Below are 16,560 nucleotides of genomic sequence, written 5' to 3'. Positions count from 1 at the left end.
CCGAGACTCCGGGCGAAGCGGCAGCCGAGACGCAGACCGAGGGGTCGGAAGTCGCCGCCGAGCATGTGTCCGAGGCGCCGGAGTCCGACCAGCAGCCGCAGACCGAGACGCCCAACTAGCCGCTTTCGGCGGCGGCCTTGATGCGCGCCAGGGAGGCGTTCATGCCGTCGAGCAATTCGCGTTCGAAGTTGGTGGTCCCGCCGAAGAGCGCATTCACCGACAGATTCGAAAACGCCGTGACGCCGTTTTCGGCGTGACGGCTCTCGATCAGCCGGGTCCCCTCGCCCCTGGGCTCGAGCTCATAGCTCCAGATGGTGTTGTTGGCGTCGACACGGAACGCGAGTTTGCGGTCGGGGACGACCTCGACGACCGTGCAGGTGGTCGGCCAGAACATCCGCTTGCGGCGGTTGAGGTTCAGGGTCCGGGTTCCCTGACGCACTGGGCCGAAAGGCTTCATCCACCGGCACTGCGGACTCCACTGCGGCATTCGGCGCAGATCGGAAATCAGTTCCCACACGGCGGCCACCGGTGCGTCGATATCGACATGCGCTTGCAACAGCGGGGCTACCATCGCTCCTCCAGGTCTGCGAATTACTTGTGGTCGAGGAAATTTTCCAGCCCGGCCTGAGCGCCGCGCGCACCGCGACGGGCCGCGGCGAGCTGCAGCAAGAAGATGCTCGTGCCGAGTACCCCCACGCCCAGCCCGGCCAGGGCAACCGGACGCCAGCTCTGCAGCGAGGGCACCAGGAAAGCGGCGGCCACCGCGATCAGCCAACCCAGCGCGCCGAGCGCGATGAATGGCCACGCGCGCAGCAGCGCAGCCGGCAGCGGCGGTGCGGTGCGGTCGCGAGCGGGTTCGGCAGACATCGCGATCAACATAACCCCTCGTCGGGGTAAGGCGGCGGCGCACCCACTTGCCGAAAGGGATGATCGAACCCGTGAGCAAAGCGGGATACCCGGGCGGATAAGCGTTTCGATGAAAAAGCCCGTTGCTTAGCAAAAAGGATCAGCACCCGTCGTTCGCGGGTTCGTGTCCCGGTTTCTGAAGCTGCCGTGTAACCTCGCGCCATGCCTGACAGCGAAGCGCGGCTGGCCAGCGACCTGTCACTGGCAGTTATGCGGCTGGCCCGCCAACTGCGGTTTCGCAACCCGTCGTCGCCGGTGTCCTTGTCCCAGTTGTCGGCTCTGGCGATGTTGACCAACGAAGGCCCGATGACACCCGGCGCCCTGGCGATTCGCGAACGGGTCCGGCCGCCGTCGATGACCCGGGTGATCGCGTCGCTGGCCGAGATGGGGCTGGTGGACCGCGCGCCGCACCCGGTCGACGGCCGGCAGGTGCTGGTCTCGGTCTCCGAGCCTGGGGCCGAGCTGGTCAAGGTCAACCGCCGTGCTCGCCAGGAGTGGCTGGCCAAGCGGCTGGCGACGCTGAACAGCGAACAACGCGACACCCTGCGCAACGCGGCCGATCTGATGCTGGCCCTGGTCGACGAAGGCCCGTGAGCCACACCACCGAAGCCGTGAATGATCATTGACGTTGACGACCCCGACGATCCGAGGCTCGACGATTTCCGCGACCTGAACAGCGTCGACCGTCGTCCAGATCTGCCGTCCGGCAAGGGGCTGGTGATCGCCGAGGGTGTGCTGGTGGTGCAGCGCATGCTCGCGTCACGCTTCCGCCCGCATGCCCTGCTGGGCACCGACCGCCGGCTCGCCGAGCTCGACGATGACCTGGCCGGCGGCGCCGTGCCGTTCTACCGGACCTCCGCCGATGTCATGGCCCAAGTGGTCGGCTTCCACCTCAACCGCGGCGTGCTGGCGGCCGCCCGGCGAGTGGCCGAACCCAGCGTTGCCGAGGTGATCGCCGGGGCCCGCACCGTGGCGGTGCTCGAAGGGGTCAACGATCACGAGAACCTGGGTTCGATCTTCCGCAACGCGGCGGGCCTCGGTGTCGATGCGGTGGTATTCGGCAGCGGCTGTGCCGACCCGCTGTACCGCCGCGCGGTCCGGGTGTCGATGGGCCACGCGCTGCTGGTGCCGTTCGCGCGTGCAACCTTTTGGCCCGCCGCTCTCAAAATATTGCAGCACAACGGTTTTCGACTGATGGCGATGACCCCGCAAGGCACTGCGTGCGCCTTGCCGGACGCGATGACGGCCGCGCGCGACGAACGCGTCGCGGTGTTGGTGGGCGCCGAGGGGCCGGGACTGACACCGGCCGCCCTGCGGTTGAGCGACGTGCGGGTGCGTATCCCGATGTCGCGGGGCACCGACTCGCTCAACGTCGCGACGGCGGCGGCGTTGGCGTTCTACGAGCGGGCGCGCTCGGCGACGAGAGGCGGCGATGGACAGTCAGACTAGGCTCCGGCTGATGAGAGACGAGTCCGTCCCCTGGGCAACGGGTTTGACGGTGACCGGATTCGTTGCGGCGGTCACCGCGGTCGCGATCGTGGTGCTCAGTCTGGGGCTGGTTCGGGTGCACGCGCTGCTGGCCGTCGGGCTCAACATCGTGGCCGCCGGGGGACTGGCACCGACCTTGTGGGGGTGGCGGCGCACCCCGGTGCTGCGCTGGTTCGTGCTGGGTGCGGCGCTGGGCGTCGCGGGAGCCTGGGTGGTGCTGCTCGCCTTGACGGCCGCGGGTCACACATAGCGGCGATCGCGAGCCCGGCATAGCCGGACGAAGCGGGTCGCGCTTAGCGCTGTCCGCCCGAGCGCACGCCGAGCAGCACGTCTTCCCACGCTGGAATGACCGGCTTGCCCCGGCGGGTGTGCACGGGCTTGTCGTCAGGCTCCGCGGCCACCGGTGCTTCCGCGACGGGTGGCCTCGTGGGCTCTTCGAAGTCGACGTGGGCGACCCGGGCCACCGGGCGCAGCGGACGTTCGAAGCTGGGGTCGATCAGCGCGCTGGCCGCGTCGTCGATGGCGGTGACCGTTCCGCCGTGGGCGCCCGGGGAGAAGCAGAAATGCGCGAGGTTGTCGGAACGGCCGACCTTCCACGCGAGCTGCACCGTCCAGCGGTTGTCTTCGTTGCGCCAGGCGTCCCAGCTGAGTTTGTCGTGGCTGAGACCCCGGGACACCAGCGCGGCGCTGACCGTCTCCAGCAGTGTCAGCACGGAGGGACCATCGGCCAGCATCGGGTGTGCGGCAGTTGCCAGCTCCGCGGCGCGGAACCGTTCCAACAGCACCGGGTGGGCAAACCGGCGGATCCGCGACACCTCCGAGCCGGACGCCGCGGCGACCTGCTCGACGGAGGCGCCCGCGCGGATTTTGGCCTGAATTTCTTTGGGACTCAGCATGTTGGCGACTTCAATCTCGAGCTGCGGCTGCTCAGAGGACAGGGCTGCGTCGCGCAACAGAGTTCGGAGGCGGTCGTCGGCCGCCAGCGTGAACTGCTCCGCGGGATCGTCACCCTCGCAGATGACATATTTGCTGTCGGCATCCAGCCCAACCACTTTGAGTTCCCGCATGGTTATCTCCTCGCAGGCTCCGTGCAGGTCAGCGACGGACCCATCACGTGCGCACTGTAGTCCAGCAACCGCCCATCATCTGTGCTGACACGCTGTGCGGTTGCGCGTTGATTGCCAGCCGGTTACAAGCGCTCGACGACCCAATCGATGCATTGGGTGAGCGCGCTGACGTCGTCGGGTTCCACCGCTGGGAACATTCCCACCCGCAGCTGGTTGCGGCCGAGTTTGCGGTACGGCTCGGTGTCGACGACGCCGTTCGCCCGCAAAATCTTCGCAACGGCCGCGGCATCGACCTCGTCGGCGAAGTCGACGGTGCCCACCACCTGCGAGCGCAGCCTCGAGTCGGTGACGAATGGCGTGGTGTAGGACCGCTCCTCGGCCCAGGAGTACAGCCGGCCCGACGAGTCCGCGGTGCGTTTGACAGCCCAGTCCAGCCCGCCCTTGCCCAGCATCCAGTCGACCTGCTCGGCCATCAGCGCCAGGGTGCCGACCGCCGGGGTGTTGTACGTCTGGTCCTTCAGGCTGTTCTCCACCGCGATGGGCAGCGACAGGAAGTCGGGAACCCAGCGGCCGGAGGCGGCGACGGACTCGACGCGGGCCAGCGCCGCCGGGCTCATGATGGCCAGCCACAGGCCACCGTCGCTGGCGAAATTCTTCTGCGGAGAGAAGTAGTAGGCGTCGGTCTCGGCGATGTCGACCGGCAGCCCGCCGGCTCCCGAGGTCGCGTCGATGACGATCAGCGCGTCGCCGGAATCTGCGGGCCGGCCGATGGGCACCGCGACGCCGGTGGACGTCTCGTTGTGTGCCCAGGCGATGACATCCACCGAGGGGTCGCTCTGCGGCTCAGGGGCGCTGCCGGCGTCCGCCTTGATGACGACGGGATCGCCGATGAAGGGGTTTTTGGCGACCGCGGAGGCGAATTTGGAGCTGAACTCGCCGAAGGACAGATGCAACGAACGCTTGTCGATCAGGCCGAAGGCCGCGGCATCCCAGAACGCGGTAGCGCCGCCGTTGCCCAGAATGACCTCGTAGCCGTCGGGCACGGAAAACAGGTCGGCAAGCCCGGACCGGAGTCGGCCCACCAGATTCTTGACCGGCGCCTGCCGGTGCGAGGTGCCGAACAACGGGGCGGCGGCCGTGGTCAGCGCCTGGAGTTGTTCGGGCCGGACCTTCGACGGGCCGCAGCCGAAGCGGCCGTCGCGGGGTTTGATGTCAGCGGGGATCTCGAGCTGGTCAGCCATGCTCATCAGGGTAGTGAGCCGAGCTGACGGGTCGGTGCGGCGGCCCGTCCGCGGGCCCCTGCCACCGGGGCAAAAGGCCTGCTGGGGTGCGGGCAGGCGTTGGCCACGTGTGATCTGGGGCATAAAAAATCCATGACCACCGGTCAGGTCACAGTGCCCGGATGGGGTCTAGGAAATATCCGGTACCTGCGGTACTGTCTGGACACAGCACGTCCAAATGTAAACCTCGTTGGGGAGGCCTGGATATGGCTCGGACGCGATTAGTCCGGCGTTGGCGAAGCAACATGGAAGTGCGCGACGACGCCGAATACGTCAACATGCTTGCCACACTGTCCGAGGGGTCAGTGCGGCGCAACTTCAATCCGTACACCGACATCGATTGGGATTCGCCAGAATTCGCTGTCACGGAAAACGATCCGCGGTGGATTTTGCCGACGACCGACCCGCTGGGTCACCACCCCTGGTATCTCGCGCAGTCGGACGAGCGCAAGATCAAGATCGGGATGTGGCGCCAGGCCAACGTGGCCAAAGTGGGACTGCACTTCGAATCCATCCTGATCCGCGGACTGATGAACTACACGTTCTGGGTGCCCAACGGGTCGCCGGAATATCGGTACTGCCTGCACGAGTCGGTTGAAGAGTGCAATCACACGATGATGTTCCAGGAGATGGTCAACCGCATCGGCGCCGACGTGCCGGGCATGCCGCGGGTTCTCAAGTGGCTTTCGCCGTTGGTTCCGCTGGTGGCCGGCCCGCTGCCGGTGGCGTTCTTCATCGGCGTGCTCGCCGGCGAGGAGCCCATTGACCACACGCAGAAAAATGTTCTGCGCGAAGGCAAGTCGCTGCACCCCATCATGGAGCGGGTGATGGCCATTCACGTGGCCGAGGAGGCCCGCCACATCTCGTTCGCCCACGAGTTCCTGCGCAAGCGGGTGCCGGAATTGACCAAGAGGCAGCGATTCTGGACCGCGCTGTACCTGCCGCTGACCATGAAGGCGCTGTGCCGCGCAATCGTGGTGCCGCCCAAGGCGTTCTGGCGCGAGTTCGACATTCCGCGTGACGTGAAGAAGGAACTGTTCTTCCGCTCGCCGGAATCGCGTAAGTGGCTCAGCGACATGTTCGGTGACGTGCGGATGCTGGCTTATGACACCGGCCTGATGGAGACGCGCTCGGCGCGGTTGATGTGGCGGTTGTGCAAGATCAACGGAAAGCCGTCGCGTTACCGCAGCGAGCCGCAGCGCCAGCACCTGGCCGCGGTCCCGGCCGCCTAATAACTGCGAGATCCTTTATGCCGCACGTTATTACCCAGTCGTGCTGTAACGACGGGTCCTGTGTTTTCGCGTGCCCGGTGAATTGCATTCACCCGACACCGGACGAGCCCGGATTCGCCACCTCGGAAATGCTCTACATCGATCCGGTGGCCTGCGTGGACTGCGGTGCCTGTGTGAGTGCATGCCCCGTCGGCGCGATCGCACCCGACACCCGGCTGGACTCCAAGCAGCTGCCCTTCATCGAGATCAACGCCTCCTTCTATCCGGACCGGCCGAAGGACGAGAAGCTGCCGCCGACGTCGAAGCTGGCCCCGGTGATTCCGGCCGCCGAGGTGCGCGCCCGCCGGAGGCCGCTGACCGTGGCCATCGTCGGATCGGGGCCCGCGGCGATGTATGCCGCCGACGAACTGCTGACGCAGCAGGGCGTCTGCGTCAACGTCTTCGAAAAATTGCCGACGCCTTATGGTTTGGTGCGGGCCGGGGTGGCGCCCGATCATCAGAACACTAAGAGGGTCACCCGGCTTTTCGACAAGGTCGCCGGTGATCGCCGGTTCCGGTTCTATCTCAACGTCGAGGTCGGCAAGCAGCTGAGCCACGCGGACCTGCTGGCTCACCACCACGCCGTGCTGTACGCCGTCGGTGCGCCCGATGACCGCCGGCTGGACATCGCAGGCATGGGCCTGCCGGGCACCGGTACCGCAACCGAAATGGTCGCGTGGATCAATGGGCATCCCGAGTTCGCCGATCTGCCAGTCGATCTCAGCCACGAGCGGGCGGTGATCGTCGGCAACGGCAACGTAGCCCTCGATGTTGCCCGGTTGCTGACCTCGGACCCCGACGACCTGGCCCGCACCGACATCGCCGACCACGCCCTGGCGGCCTTCCGGGGCTCGGCGGTGCGCGAGGTGGTGATCGCCGCCCGGCGCGGCCCCGCCCAGTCGGCGTTCACGTTGCCCGAGCTGATCGGGCTCACCGCCACCTCCAAGGTGGTGCTCAGCGCGGCCGATCATCAGCTGGTGGCGGCCGATCTCGCGACCGCTTCGGATGCGTTGACCAAGCGCAAGCTGGAAATCTTGAGCACGCTCGACGACGATTCGACGCCGTCATCGCGGCCGAGGGTCAGGCTGGCTTATCGGCTTACTCCCAACCGCGTGCTGGGGGAGCATCGCGCCACCGGTATGGAGTTCTCGGTCACCGGCACCGAAGAGACGCGCCTTCTGGAAACGGGTCTGGTGCTGACATCGATTGGCTACCGCGGCAAGCCGATTCGCGATCTTCCCTATGACGAATCGTCGGCCGTCGTGCCGAACGACGGGGGCCGCGTCGTCGAGCCCGCCTCCGGTGAACCGGTGCCCGGGGCATACGTCGCGGGCTGGATCAAGCGGGGACCCAGTGGCTTCATCGGCACCAACAAGTCCTGCTCGTTCCAGACCGTGCAGTCCCTGGTCGCCGATTTCAACGCCGGCAAGCTGACCGATCCGGTCGCCAAACCCGAGGCGCTGGCCAGCCTGGTGCACGCCCGTCAGCCCGACGCGATCGACGCGGCGGGATGGCGCGCCATCGACGCCGCCGAGATCGCGCGCGGCAGCGATGAGGGCCGGCCCCGCAACAAGTTCACCGACGTGTCCGCCATGCTCGCGGCAGCAGCCGCCGCAGAGCCGGCGCCGCCACCGCGACGCCGGCTGCTGGATCGGCTGCTCGGCTAGCTGGCTCCCTGCCCGGACATCGCCGCCGTGATCTCTTCCATGCTGACCTCGCGGACCGGCTGCCCCAGTGACCAGTGGTGGCCGAAGGGGTCGGCGACCATGCCGTATCGGTCGCCCCAGAACTGGTCGTCCAGCGGGGTCACCACCGTGGCACCCGCGTCCAGCGCGCGCTGGAAGCTGGCGTCGACGTCGGGGACCGTCAGGTGGATCGTGACGGGGGTGCCGCCCAGCGACGTCGGCGTCATCGATTTACCTCCACACATTTCGGGGAAGTCGTCGTTGAGCATCACCGTGAAGCCGTTGATGCGCACGGCGGCGTGCACCAGTTTGCCATCGGGGCGCGGCACGCGCCCTATTTCCTGTGCCCCAAAAGCCTTGACGTAGAAGTCGATTGCCGCGGCGGCATCGTCGACCACGAGGTGCGGGGACAGTGCCGGTTCAATGTCGATCGCCATGCTGGTTCTCCTTGCTGTCGGTTCCCTCTTCTGCCCGGGGGGCGGGAAGATTCATGACTTCTGACTGTGTCGCCGACGAAAACTCATCGCGACGACAACCATTAGATAGCCGGGTACCGACAACCGGGCGGCTCAGGCGTTGGTGAGACTGCGGTCCCAGCCCTCGACGGATTCCGGGCTGCGCGGGGCGGGGCCCACGTAGATGGCCGACGGCCGGACCAGCTTGCCCAGCCGTTTCTGCTCGAGAATGTGGGCGCACCACCCCGCGGTGCGGCCGCAGGTGAACATCGCCGGCATCATGTTGGCCGGTACCCGGGCGAAGTCCAGCATGACCGCTGCCCAGAACTCGACGTTGGTCTCGATCGCCCGGTCCGGACGGCGCTCGCGCAGCTCCGCTAACGCCGCCTGCTCCAGCGCGACGGCCACCTCGTGGCGCGGCGCGCCCAGCCGTTCGGCGGTAGCCCGCAGCACGCGGGCCCGCGGGTCCTCCGCGCGGTAGACCCGGTGCCCGAATCCCATCAGCTTGTCGCCGCTGTCCAGGATCTTCTTCACCAGGCCACGCGCGTCGCCGGTGCGTTCGACCTCTTCGATCATCGGCAGCACCCGCGCCGGCGCCCCGCCGTGCAGCGGGCCGCTCATCGCTCCGATCGCCCCGGACAAGGCCGCGGCCACGTCGGCGCCGGTCGAGGCGATCACCCGTGCGGTGAACGTCGAGGCGTTCATGCCGTGCTCGGCGGCCGAGACCCAGTAGGCGTCAATCGCTTCGACGTGCCGTGGGTCGGGCTCGCCCTGCCACCGCGTCATGAAACGGGCGGTGACCGTTTCGCATTCGTCGATGATTCGCTGCGGGACGGCAGGCTGGTAGATGCCGCGCGCGGACTGTGCGACGTAGGACAGCGCCATCACCGAGGCCCGAGCCAGCTGGTCGCGGGCGACGGTCTCCTCGGTGTCCAGCAGCGGCTTGTACCCCCAGATCGGGGCCAGCATCGCCAAGCCCGCCTGCACATCGACGCGGACGTCGCCGGTGTGGATGGGCAGCGGAAACGGCTCGGCGGGCGGCAGCCCGTGGCCGAACTTGCCGTCGACCAGCAGCGCCCACACGTCGCCGAAGGTGACCTGCTGGGTCACCAGATCTTCGATATCGACACCGCGATAGCGCAGCGCACCGCCGTCTTTGTCCGGTTCGGCAATTTCGGTGGTGAAGGCGACCACGCCTTCGAGGCCGGGGACGAAGTCTTCGGGGACCACAGTCATACCGAAAATTCTCGCACCCCCTGATCGAGCCGACGCTACCGGCCGGTAGCAAGCGCCGGTAGCGTTGAGGCGATGGCAGGACCAGACGACGAGCACCTGCAAAGAATGCGTGTGGAGTACGGGTCAGTGGAAAAAGACGGCAGTGCAGATCTCGACGCGGATTGGCTCAGTGACGGCTGGGTGTCGTTGTTGCGCAAATGGATCGACGACGCCGAGCGGTCGGGTGTCGCCGAACCCAACGCGCTGGTGCTGGCTACCGTCACCGCGGACGGCAAGCCGGCGAGCCGATCGGTGTTGTGCAAGAGCGTGGACGAGACCGGAATCACTTTTTTCACCAACTACGACTCGGCCAAGGCCGAGGATCTCGCGGCGACGGCGTACGCCTCGGCGACGTTTCCCTGGTATCAGCTCGGCCGTCAGGTCCACATCCGCGGGCGGGTGAGCACGGTCAGCGCGCAGGTCACCGAGGACTACTGGTCCAAGCGGCCGCGCGGGTCGCAGCTGGGCGCCTGGGCGTCGCACCAATCGCAACCGATCGCGTCACGAGCGGCCCTGCTCGACCAGCTGAGCGAGGTGACCGCCCGCTTCGCCGACCGCGAGCAGGTCCCCGTCCCGCCGGGCTGGGGCGGCTATCTCATTGCTCCGGAGCTGGTTGAGTTTTGGCAGGGCCGGGAAAACCGATTGCACAACCGCATCCGCATCACCGGCGATCGAGTGGAGCGCCTGCAGCCCTGACTCGCTGACGATGCGCGTTCGCGGCGGCGTGAAGGGATCGATTGCTGGCGTGACCAGCAGACTCGACCCCGGGCAGGCGCCTTATCCGCATAACGACTACCTTTTGCAGTAAGCACCAAGTCAGCAGCCATATCAGCCAGAGCGCAAAGGGGTTCTCGTGGCAGACACCGACGACACCGCCACTTTGAAGTACCCGGGGGGCGAGACCGACCTGCAGATCGTCAACGCCACCGAGGGCGCTGACGGCATTGCGCTGGGCTCGCTGTTGTCCAAGACCGGCTACACCACGTTCGACAACGGCTTCGTCAACACCGCCGCGTGCAAGAGTTCCATCACCTACATCGACGGCGACGCTGGCATCCTGCGCTACCGCGGCATCCCGATCGAGCAGCTCGCCGAGAAGTCGACCTTCATCGAGGTGAGCTACCTCTTGATCTACGGCGAACTGCCCGACAAGGAGCAGCTGGCCGACTTCACCAAGCAGATCCAGCTGCACACGATGCTGCACGAGGACCTCAAGCGATTCTTCGACGGCTTCCCGCGTAACGCCCACCCGATGCCGGTGTTGTCGAGTGCCGTCAACGCGCTCTCGGCCTACTACCCCGATTCGCTTGACCCGATGGACACCGAGGACGTCGAGCTGTCGACGATCCGGTTGCTGGCCAAGTTGCCGACCATCGCGGCCTATGCCTACAAGAAGTCGGTCGGCCAGCCCTTCCTTTACCCGGACAATTCGCTGTCGCTGGTGGAGAACTTCCTGCGCATGACGTTCGGGCTGCCCGCTGAGCCCTATGAGGCGGATCCCGAAATCGTTCGGGCGCTGGACATGCTGCTCATCCTGCACGCCGACCACGAGCAGAACTGTTCGACGTCGACGGTCCGGCTCGTCGGGTCGTCGCAGGCCAACCTGTTCACCTCCATCTCCGGTGGCATCAACGCGCTGTGGGGGCCGCTGCACGGCGGCGCCAACCAGGCGGTGCTCGAGATGCTCGAGAAGATCCGCCAAAGCGACGACGACGTCAACGAATTCGTGCGTAAGGTCAAGGACCGCGAAGCCGGCGTGAAGTTGATGGGCTTCGGTCACCGCGTGTACAAGAACTACGACCCGCGCGCCCGCATCGTCAAGGAGCAGGCCGATAAGATCCTGGCCAAGCTCGGCGGTGACGACGACCTGCTGGACATCGCCAAGCAACTCGAAGAGGCGGCGCTCACCGACGACTACTTCGTCGAGCGCAAGCTCTATCCCAACGTCGACTTCTACACCGGCCTGATCTACCGGGCGCTGGGCTTCCCGACCCGGATGTTCACCGTCCTGTTCGCGCTGGGCCGCCTGCCCGGGTGGATCGCGCACTGGCGCGAGATGCACGACGAAGGCGACAGCAAGATCGGCCGCCCGCGCCAGATCTACACCGGCTACACCGAGCGCGACTACGTCACCATCGACGCGCGCGAGTAGCAAGTAGTCGGATTCGCAAGCGCGGCAATCGCATCCGCTATGTGAACGAGGCCAGCACCGCCATCGCGGCGTTATGCCCGCCGATGCCCGACACCGCCCCGCCCCGGCGTGCGCCGGAGCCGCACAGCACGATCCGTTCGTGCGTGGTGGCCACACCCCATCGCCGTGCCGGGGTGTCCAGCGGGTCGTCGTCTTCGGTGAACGGCCACGACAGGCCGCCGTGGAAGATGTTGCCCGCAGTCATACCCAGGGTGCGGTGCAAGTCCAGCGTGGTCGTCGTCTCGATGCAGGGCCTGCCGTGCGCGTCGCTCATCAGAACCTCTTGAATCGGTTCGGCCAGAACGGAATTCAGCGACGCCAGTATGCCGTCGGTCAGACGGTCGCGCAGGGCGCCAGAGTAGGTGCCGTCGAACAGCGAGTGCGGGGTGTGCAAGCCGAACACCGTCATCGTCTGGGCGCCCGAGCCGCGTAGGTCGGCCGACAGGATGCTCGGGTCGGCCAGCGAGTGGCAATAGGCCTCGCAGGGCAGCGGATTCGGGATCTGCCCCGTGGCCGCGCGCGAATACGCCGCGTCCAGCTGGGTCCAGGTTTCGTTGACGTGGAAGGTCCCGGCGAATGCGTGCTCGGGTCTCACGTTCTGGTCGCGCAGCCGGGGCAGCCTCCGCAGCACCATGTTGACCTTGACCTGCGCGCCCTGGGCCGGGGCCGCAGGTCGTTCGCCGAGAAGGCCGGCCAGGACCGTCGGTGTGACGCCGGCGAGAATGACCCGTGCCCGGATCCGATGCTCTTCGTGGGCGGCGCGATAGCGCACCTCGCCGGTGGGATCGACTGCGTAAACCTCGGCGCCAGTGGTGATTTCGGCCCCGTAGCCGACTGCCGCCGCCGCCAGGGCAGTCGTCACCGCGCCCATCCCGCCGATCGGGACGTCCCAGTCTCCGGTGCCACCGCCGAGCACGTGATACAGGAAGCAGACATTCTGCGTCAGCAAAGGGTCATCGAGGCGGGCGAACGTGCCGATCAGTGCGTCGGTCGCGATCACCCCGCGCACCACGTCGTTGCGCACCGCGTCGGCGATGGCGTGTCCGATCGGGTCCTCGATCACCGCGTGCCACGCGGCCGCCGCGCGGCGGTCGCCGCCTCCCACCACCTGCCGGCGAGCGCCCTCGCGGGTGCGCAGCGGCTCGAGCAATGTCGGCCACAGTCGTTCGGTGACCAGCCGGCAGCGTTGGTAGAAGTCGGCGAACCCCTGCGCATCCCCAACGGCCCCGATGCCGGCGAAGGTGTCACCGGGCGACCCGATCAACAGCCCGCCGCGGCCGCCGGTCGCGGGGTCGGGTGTGTACGACGAAAACGGCCGCCGGGCCAACCGCACGTTGGCGCCCAGATCCTTCACGATTCGTGCAGGCAACAGGCTTACCAGGTAGGAGTAGCGCGATAGCCGAACGCCGACACCGTCGAAAGCCTGCGTCGAGACCGCCGCGCCGCCAATGTGGTCGAGCCGTTCCAGCAGTCGCACCCGCAGACCCGCGCGGGCCAGGTAGGCGGCCGCCACGAGGCCGTTGTGACCGCCTCCGATAACTAAGCCGTCGACTTGGCTTGCGTGGTCGCTCAGCTCAGGTAGCCCTCGACCTCGTCGGGCGGACGCACCTCCGCCTCTCGCGGGTCGCCGCCGGTCTCGCGTAGCGCCCGGCGCTGCCGCAGCAGATCCCAGCACTGGTCGAGTTCCACCTCTACCCGCCGGAGACGGTCATGTTCTTCCGACGTGTCGATGTCCCCGCGCTGCAGCTGGGCCCGCAGCGCTTTCTCCTCGGCGACCAGGTCACGAATGACTGCCAGCGTGTCATTGTCGATCGGTTTACTGCCGTTGGCCATCGCTCCAGTGTGCCCGACTCGGGAGGGAGTGAATCGGTAGGTTGCAAATCGCCTGCAAGCGCGGGCGACATGAGGGGGGCCATCGTGAGCCGCCCTGGTCTGGTTCAGCGAGAAGTCCGCGGACAAGCCGGTTCACGCCATGGCGCGACAGCTCAGTCAACCCCCGGCGGCGATAGAGCGCTAGCTGGGGCCCGGGAGTCGTAGCACCAGCCGCGCCCCACCCAGGGGGCTGTTCTCCAGCGCCGCCGTCCCACGGTGCAGCTGGGCCTGTTGGGCAACCAGCGCCAAGCCCAGGCCCGACCCGGAATGGGAGGCCGTCGATCCACGGGAGAACCGATTGAACACCACTCGGCGCTCATCCTCGGGCACACCGCTGCCGTTGTCGTCGATGGCGATCTCCACACCGGCGCGCGAGCTGACCGCCGACAGCTGGACCTGGGTGGCACCGCCGTGCTTGACGGCGTTGGCGATCGCGTTGTCGACGGTGAGGCGCAACCCGGCCGGTAACCCGACGATGATGCAGGTGGGTGACGGCACCAGCGAAACTTCGACCCCGGGATAGATCCGGGTGGCGTCATGGGCCGCGCGGTCGAGCAGGTCGGTGATGTCGACGGGCACGTGATCGTCAGCCGTGGACAATTCGCCCTGGGCCAGCCGTTCGAGGGCGGTCAACGTGGCCTCGATCCGCGACTGGGTGCGGATGACGTCGCCCAGCACCTCTTTGCGCTGTTCGTCCGGCATGTCCAGGGTGGACAGCACTTCGAGGTTCGTGCGCATCGCGGTCAACGGGGTGCGCAGTTCGTGCGAGGACACGGCGGCGAAGTCGCGGGCCGACGCGAGCGCATCCTTGGTCCGGTCCTGTTCGGTCCAGATGCGCTGCAGCATGCCCCGCATGGCTTCAGCGATCTCGACGGCCTCGCTGGCGCCGCGCACCGAAACCTGCGGGCGCTCGTCGGCGTCGATCGAGCGGGCTTGCTGGGCAAGACGTTTGAACGGTCGCACCGCGAAAGCCGCCAGGAGCCAGGCGAATACCGCTGCCGCACCGATCGATAGCGCGCAGATCAGGATCACCCGGCGATGCAGGTTGTTGGTCTGGGCAATCGTGTCGTCATAGGTCGCACCGACCGCCACCGTCGTCGGCTGCGGCGTGCGGACCTCCAGGGTCCGCACCCGATAGCGCACGCCGTTGATGTAAGTGTCGGCATAGCCCACATCCAGCGGCGGCAAAGTGATATGCGAGTTGGACCCGACCTGACCCTCACGCCGGACCGTGATGACGGTGTCCTGGTCGTTGGGGGTACGCGGGATGTCGTCGAGTCCACGCGGCAGGAAGGGGATGGCGAAACCCGCCGCCTCGTCCAGCCGGCGATCCAATCGTTCCTTCCAGGCGCTGGTGATGCCGAACCACACGACGGCGCCCGCGATGACCACCACGATGGCGGTGCCGATGGCCGTCGCGACCGCGACCCGCGCCCGCAACGATGGCGTACGGCTCGCAATCCGGGACAGGAAGTTCATTGCCGGTCGACCTGCTTACTGCATGCGCAGTACGAATCCCACTCCGCGGACAGTGTGCAGCAGCCGGGGGCCACCGTTCGCCTCCAGCTTGCGGCGCAGATATCCGATGAACACGTCCACGACGTTGGTGTCGGCGGCGAAGTCGTAGCCCCACACCAGCTCGAGCAGCTGTGCGCGGGACAACACCGCCGTCTTGTGTTCGGCCAGCACCGCCAGCAGGTCGAATTCCCGCTTGGTGAGGTCGACGTCGACGCCGTTGACCCGGGCACGCCGTCCCGGGATATCGACTTCCAGCGGCCCGACCATGATGGTTTCCGAGGAGGACGTGGCGGTGGCGCCGCGGCGGCGGAGCAGCGCCTTGACCCGCGCAACCAGCTCGGCCAACACGAAGGGTTTGACCAGGTAGTCGTCGGCTCCGGCCTCTAGGCCCGCCACCCGATCGTCGACCGAGCTGCGGGCGGACAGGACGCAGACCGGGACGTCGTTGTCCATGGCGCGCAGCGCCGTAACGACGCTGACGCCGTCCAGCACCGGCATGTTGATGTCGAGCACAATCGCGTCCGGGCGGGTCTCGGTGGCGCTGCGCAACGCCTCGGCGCCGTCGACCGCCGTCGACACCTCGAATCCGGACAGCCGCAGACCGCGTTCGAGCGACGCGAGCACATCTGAATCGTCGTCGACGACCAAGACCCGCGGTGAGCTAGCTCCAGTGTCCATGCCGCCCATTTTGCCTGATTGTCGGCTATGGCTGTGGGAGGCTGCACCGCTGCATTACCCGGCCGCGTCGTCTCGGCGCGAGACACAACCACGCGCACGTACGTCGGCGTGTCGTGTGCGTGGCTTATGTGTCGCCATATCCGCGGCGGCGCAGCGCCTCTCGAACTCTGCCGGCAACGGCTTCGGGCCGATCTTCAACGACCACACGGACGACGATCCATCCGCAATCGGCCAACGCGTGGAGTCGGCGAATATCTCGCACGTACTGGCGCCGGCTCGCGCGATGCTGGTCTCCGTCGTACTCGACCGCCACTTTGAAGCGATCCCAGCCCATGTCGAGCACCGCCACTGTCCGGTAATGCATGACCACTGGTATCTGAGTTTCGGGCTCCGGCAGTCCCGCGCCGACGATCAGCAATCGCAGCCAGGTCTCCTTCGGAGATGCCGCACCTGCATCGATCAGCGGCAGTGCCCTTCGCAGCTGCTGCAGGCCCCGCGCGCCGTGGTGCCGCTTGGCCAACAGCAGCACGTCCTCGACGGAGAACGGCGCGGCGCGCATCAGTGCGCCAAATCAGCTCGACCGGCTCTTCGTCGTCGATCCAATCCGCGCCGTGCAGTGCCGCAGCGGCCAACCCACCGAGCACGCCACGTCGCCGCGACCATAACCACGCCGCTTCAGAACGTATGCGGAGCGAAGGTGTTGTGTGATGGGCCAGATAGATGTCGGGGTAGATGGCACGGAAACCGGTAAGCAGCTGATACCGGGTCAGTTTCCCCTGGCGCAAATCTTCGCTGCCCACGACGACGTCGTCCATGTGTGTAAGACGCGATGTGCGGGCGAAGGGTTTAGCGAGACATAAACCACGCGGACGTA

The 16,560-nt window shown here is 67.0% G+C and carries 17 protein-coding genes and 1 pseudogene; 7 read left to right on the top strand and 11 right to left on the bottom strand.

Annotated elements, in window-relative coordinates; genetic code table 11:
- Window positions 1-115: 115 nt before the first annotated feature.
- A complete protein-coding gene (locus VFW69_RS19160) occupies window positions 116-571 on the bottom strand; it encodes an SRPBCC family protein (protein WP_526503493.1) in 456 nt (151 codons plus the stop codon).
- 20 nt (window positions 572-591) lie between these two features.
- The gene (locus VFW69_RS19155; protein ID WP_526503491.1) at window positions 592-867 is read right to left on the bottom strand and encodes a DUF2530 domain-containing protein; all 276 of its coding nucleotides are present in this window, start codon (window positions 865-867) and stop codon (window positions 592-594) included.
- A 201-nt stretch (window positions 868-1,068) separates the two neighbouring features.
- Between VFW69_RS19155 and VFW69_RS19150 the strand changes: the two genes are divergently transcribed.
- From VFW69_RS19150 to VFW69_RS19140, 3 genes are read left to right on the top strand one after another with little or no spacing between them, the layout of a single operon-like run.
- On the top strand, window positions 1,069-1,500 hold the full coding sequence (locus VFW69_RS19150; RefSeq protein ID WP_526503489.1) for an Rv0880 family HTH-type transcriptional regulator: 432 nt from the start codon (window positions 1,069-1,071) through the stop codon (window positions 1,498-1,500).
- Window positions 1,501-1,521: 21 nt separating this feature from the next.
- Window positions 1,522-2,355, top strand: a complete 834-nt coding sequence (locus tag VFW69_RS19145) for a TrmH family RNA methyltransferase (protein WP_526503487.1) — start codon at window positions 1,522-1,524, stop codon at window positions 2,353-2,355.
- Window positions 2,356-2,365: 10 nt separating this feature from the next.
- Entirely contained in the window at window positions 2,366-2,644 is a 279-nt protein-coding gene (locus VFW69_RS19140) for a DUF2537 domain-containing protein (protein ID WP_526503485.1), read from the top strand.
- Window positions 2,645-2,687: 43 nt separating this feature from the next.
- Here VFW69_RS19140 and sepH read toward each other — a convergent pair whose 3' ends face one another.
- A complete protein-coding gene (sepH, locus tag VFW69_RS19135) occupies window positions 2,688-3,461 on the bottom strand; it encodes a septation protein SepH (RefSeq protein ID WP_526503483.1) in 774 nt (257 codons plus the stop codon).
- Between the two features lie 122 nt (window positions 3,462-3,583).
- Window positions 3,584-4,702 (bottom strand): phosphoserine transaminase, encoded by a 1,119-nt coding sequence (gene serC / locus VFW69_RS19130; RefSeq protein ID WP_526503481.1) that lies wholly within the window; start codon window positions 4,700-4,702, stop codon window positions 3,584-3,586.
- A gap of 245 nt (window positions 4,703-4,947) precedes the next feature.
- Between serC and VFW69_RS19125 the strand changes: the two genes are divergently transcribed.
- On the top strand, window positions 4,948-5,973 hold the full coding sequence (locus tag VFW69_RS19125) for a diiron oxygenase (protein ID WP_526503479.1): 1,026 nt from the start codon (window positions 4,948-4,950) through the stop codon (window positions 5,971-5,973).
- Between the two features lie 17 nt (window positions 5,974-5,990).
- A complete protein-coding gene (locus tag VFW69_RS19120) occupies window positions 5,991-7,679 on the top strand; it encodes a 4Fe-4S binding protein (RefSeq protein ID WP_526503477.1) in 1,689 nt (562 codons plus the stop codon).
- Here VFW69_RS19120 and VFW69_RS19115 read toward each other — a convergent pair.
- Both VFW69_RS19115 and VFW69_RS19110 read right to left on the bottom strand, forming a co-directional pair.
- Entirely contained in the window at window positions 7,676-8,134 is a 459-nt protein-coding gene (locus VFW69_RS19115; RefSeq protein WP_526503475.1) for a VOC family protein, read from the bottom strand. The genes VFW69_RS19120 and VFW69_RS19115 overlap by 4 nt on opposite strands.
- 132 nt (window positions 8,135-8,266) lie before the next feature.
- The gene (locus tag VFW69_RS19110; RefSeq protein ID WP_526503473.1) at window positions 8,267-9,388 is read right to left on the bottom strand and encodes a citrate synthase/methylcitrate synthase; all 1,122 of its coding nucleotides are present in this window, start codon (window positions 9,386-9,388) and stop codon (window positions 8,267-8,269) included.
- Window positions 9,389-9,460: 72 nt separating this feature from the next.
- Here VFW69_RS19110 and pdxH point away from each other — a divergent pair, with 72 nt between their 5' ends.
- On the top strand, window positions 9,461-10,123 hold the full coding sequence (gene pdxH / locus VFW69_RS19105) for a pyridoxamine 5'-phosphate oxidase (RefSeq protein WP_526503471.1): 663 nt from the start codon (window positions 9,461-9,463) through the stop codon (window positions 10,121-10,123).
- Between the two features lie 157 nt (window positions 10,124-10,280).
- The gene (locus tag VFW69_RS19100; protein WP_526503469.1) at window positions 10,281-11,579 is read left to right on the top strand and encodes a citrate synthase; all 1,299 of its coding nucleotides are present in this window, start codon (window positions 10,281-10,283) and stop codon (window positions 11,577-11,579) included.
- A gap of 37 nt (window positions 11,580-11,616) precedes the next feature.
- On the opposite strand, the gene VFW69_RS19095 is transcribed toward VFW69_RS19100, so the two are convergent.
- The 5 genes and pseudogenes from VFW69_RS19095 to VFW69_RS19075 form a co-directional block, all read right to left on the bottom strand.
- Window positions 11,617-13,191, bottom strand: a complete 1,575-nt coding sequence (locus VFW69_RS19095) for a phytoene desaturase family protein (RefSeq protein WP_526503557.1) — start codon at window positions 13,189-13,191, stop codon at window positions 11,617-11,619.
- Window positions 13,188-13,451 carry a DUF2630 family protein gene (locus VFW69_RS19090; RefSeq protein WP_526503467.1) on the bottom strand — a complete coding sequence of 88 codons (264 nt, stop codon included), beginning with the start codon at window positions 13,449-13,451 and terminating at the stop codon, window positions 13,188-13,190. The genes VFW69_RS19095 and VFW69_RS19090 overlap by 4 nt, the downstream gene beginning before the upstream one ends.
- Window positions 13,452-13,631: 180 nt before the next feature.
- Entirely contained in the window at window positions 13,632-14,969 is a 1,338-nt protein-coding gene (locus VFW69_RS19085) for a sensor histidine kinase (RefSeq protein WP_526503465.1), read from the bottom strand.
- A 15-nt stretch (window positions 14,970-14,984) separates the two neighbouring features.
- Window positions 14,985-15,695 carry a two-component system response regulator PrrA gene (prrA, locus tag VFW69_RS19080; RefSeq protein WP_526503463.1) on the bottom strand — a complete coding sequence of 237 codons (711 nt, stop codon included), beginning with the start codon at window positions 15,693-15,695 and terminating at the stop codon, window positions 14,985-14,987.
- 115 nt (window positions 15,696-15,810) lie between these two features.
- A pseudogene (locus VFW69_RS19075) lies at window positions 15,811-16,501 on the bottom strand (endonuclease domain-containing protein).
- Window positions 16,502-16,560: the final 59 nt, after the last annotated feature.

It is taken from the genome of Mycobacterium sp. (genome assembly GCF_036273375.1).
In the GTDB taxonomy this organism is placed as follows: Bacteria; Actinomycetota; Actinomycetes; order Mycobacteriales; family Mycobacteriaceae; genus Mycobacterium.
This window is presented reverse-complemented; position numbering and strand designations above follow the sequence as displayed.

What these genes read in the sequence shown, in the direction of transcription:
- VFW69_RS19160 (WP_526503493.1), bottom strand. Translation starts at nt 571, where the DNA reads ATGGTAGCCCCGCTGTTGCAAGCGCATGTCGATATCGACGCACCGGTG.
- VFW69_RS19155 (WP_526503491.1), bottom strand. Translation starts at nt 867, where the DNA reads ATGTCTGCCGAACCCGCTCGCGACCGCACCGCACCGCCGCTGCCGGCT.
- VFW69_RS19150 (WP_526503489.1), top strand. Translation starts at nt 1,069, where the DNA reads ATGCCTGACAGCGAAGCGCGGCTGGCCAGCGACCTGTCACTGGCAGTT.
- VFW69_RS19145 (WP_526503487.1), top strand. Translation starts at nt 1,522, where the DNA reads ATGATCATTGACGTTGACGACCCCGACGATCCGAGGCTCGACGATTTC.
- VFW69_RS19140 (WP_526503485.1), top strand. Translation starts at nt 2,366, where the DNA reads ATGAGAGACGAGTCCGTCCCCTGGGCAACGGGTTTGACGGTGACCGGA.
- sepH (WP_526503483.1), bottom strand. Translation starts at nt 3,461, where the DNA reads ATGCGGGAACTCAAAGTGGTTGGGCTGGATGCCGACAGCAAATATGTC.
- serC (WP_526503481.1), bottom strand. Translation starts at nt 4,702, where the DNA reads ATGGCTGACCAGCTCGAGATCCCCGCTGACATCAAACCCCGCGACGGC.
- VFW69_RS19125 (WP_526503479.1), top strand. Translation starts at nt 4,948, where the DNA reads ATGGCTCGGACGCGATTAGTCCGGCGTTGGCGAAGCAACATGGAAGTG.
- VFW69_RS19120 (WP_526503477.1), top strand. Translation starts at nt 5,991, where the DNA reads ATGCCGCACGTTATTACCCAGTCGTGCTGTAACGACGGGTCCTGTGTT.
- VFW69_RS19115 (WP_526503475.1), bottom strand. Translation starts at nt 8,134, where the DNA reads ATGGCGATCGACATTGAACCGGCACTGTCCCCGCACCTCGTGGTCGAC.
- VFW69_RS19110 (WP_526503473.1), bottom strand. Translation starts at nt 9,388, where the DNA reads ATGACTGTGGTCCCCGAAGACTTCGTCCCCGGCCTCGAAGGCGTGGTC.
- pdxH (WP_526503471.1), top strand. Translation starts at nt 9,461, where the DNA reads ATGGCAGGACCAGACGACGAGCACCTGCAAAGAATGCGTGTGGAGTAC.
- VFW69_RS19090 (WP_526503467.1), bottom strand. Translation starts at nt 13,451, where the DNA reads ATGGCCAACGGCAGTAAACCGATCGACAATGACACGCTGGCAGTCATT.
- VFW69_RS19085 (WP_526503465.1), bottom strand. Translation starts at nt 14,969, where the DNA reads ATGAACTTCCTGTCCCGGATTGCGAGCCGTACGCCATCGTTGCGGGCG.
- prrA (WP_526503463.1), bottom strand. Translation starts at nt 15,695, where the DNA reads ATGGGCGGCATGGACACTGGAGCTAGCTCACCGCGGGTCTTGGTCGTC.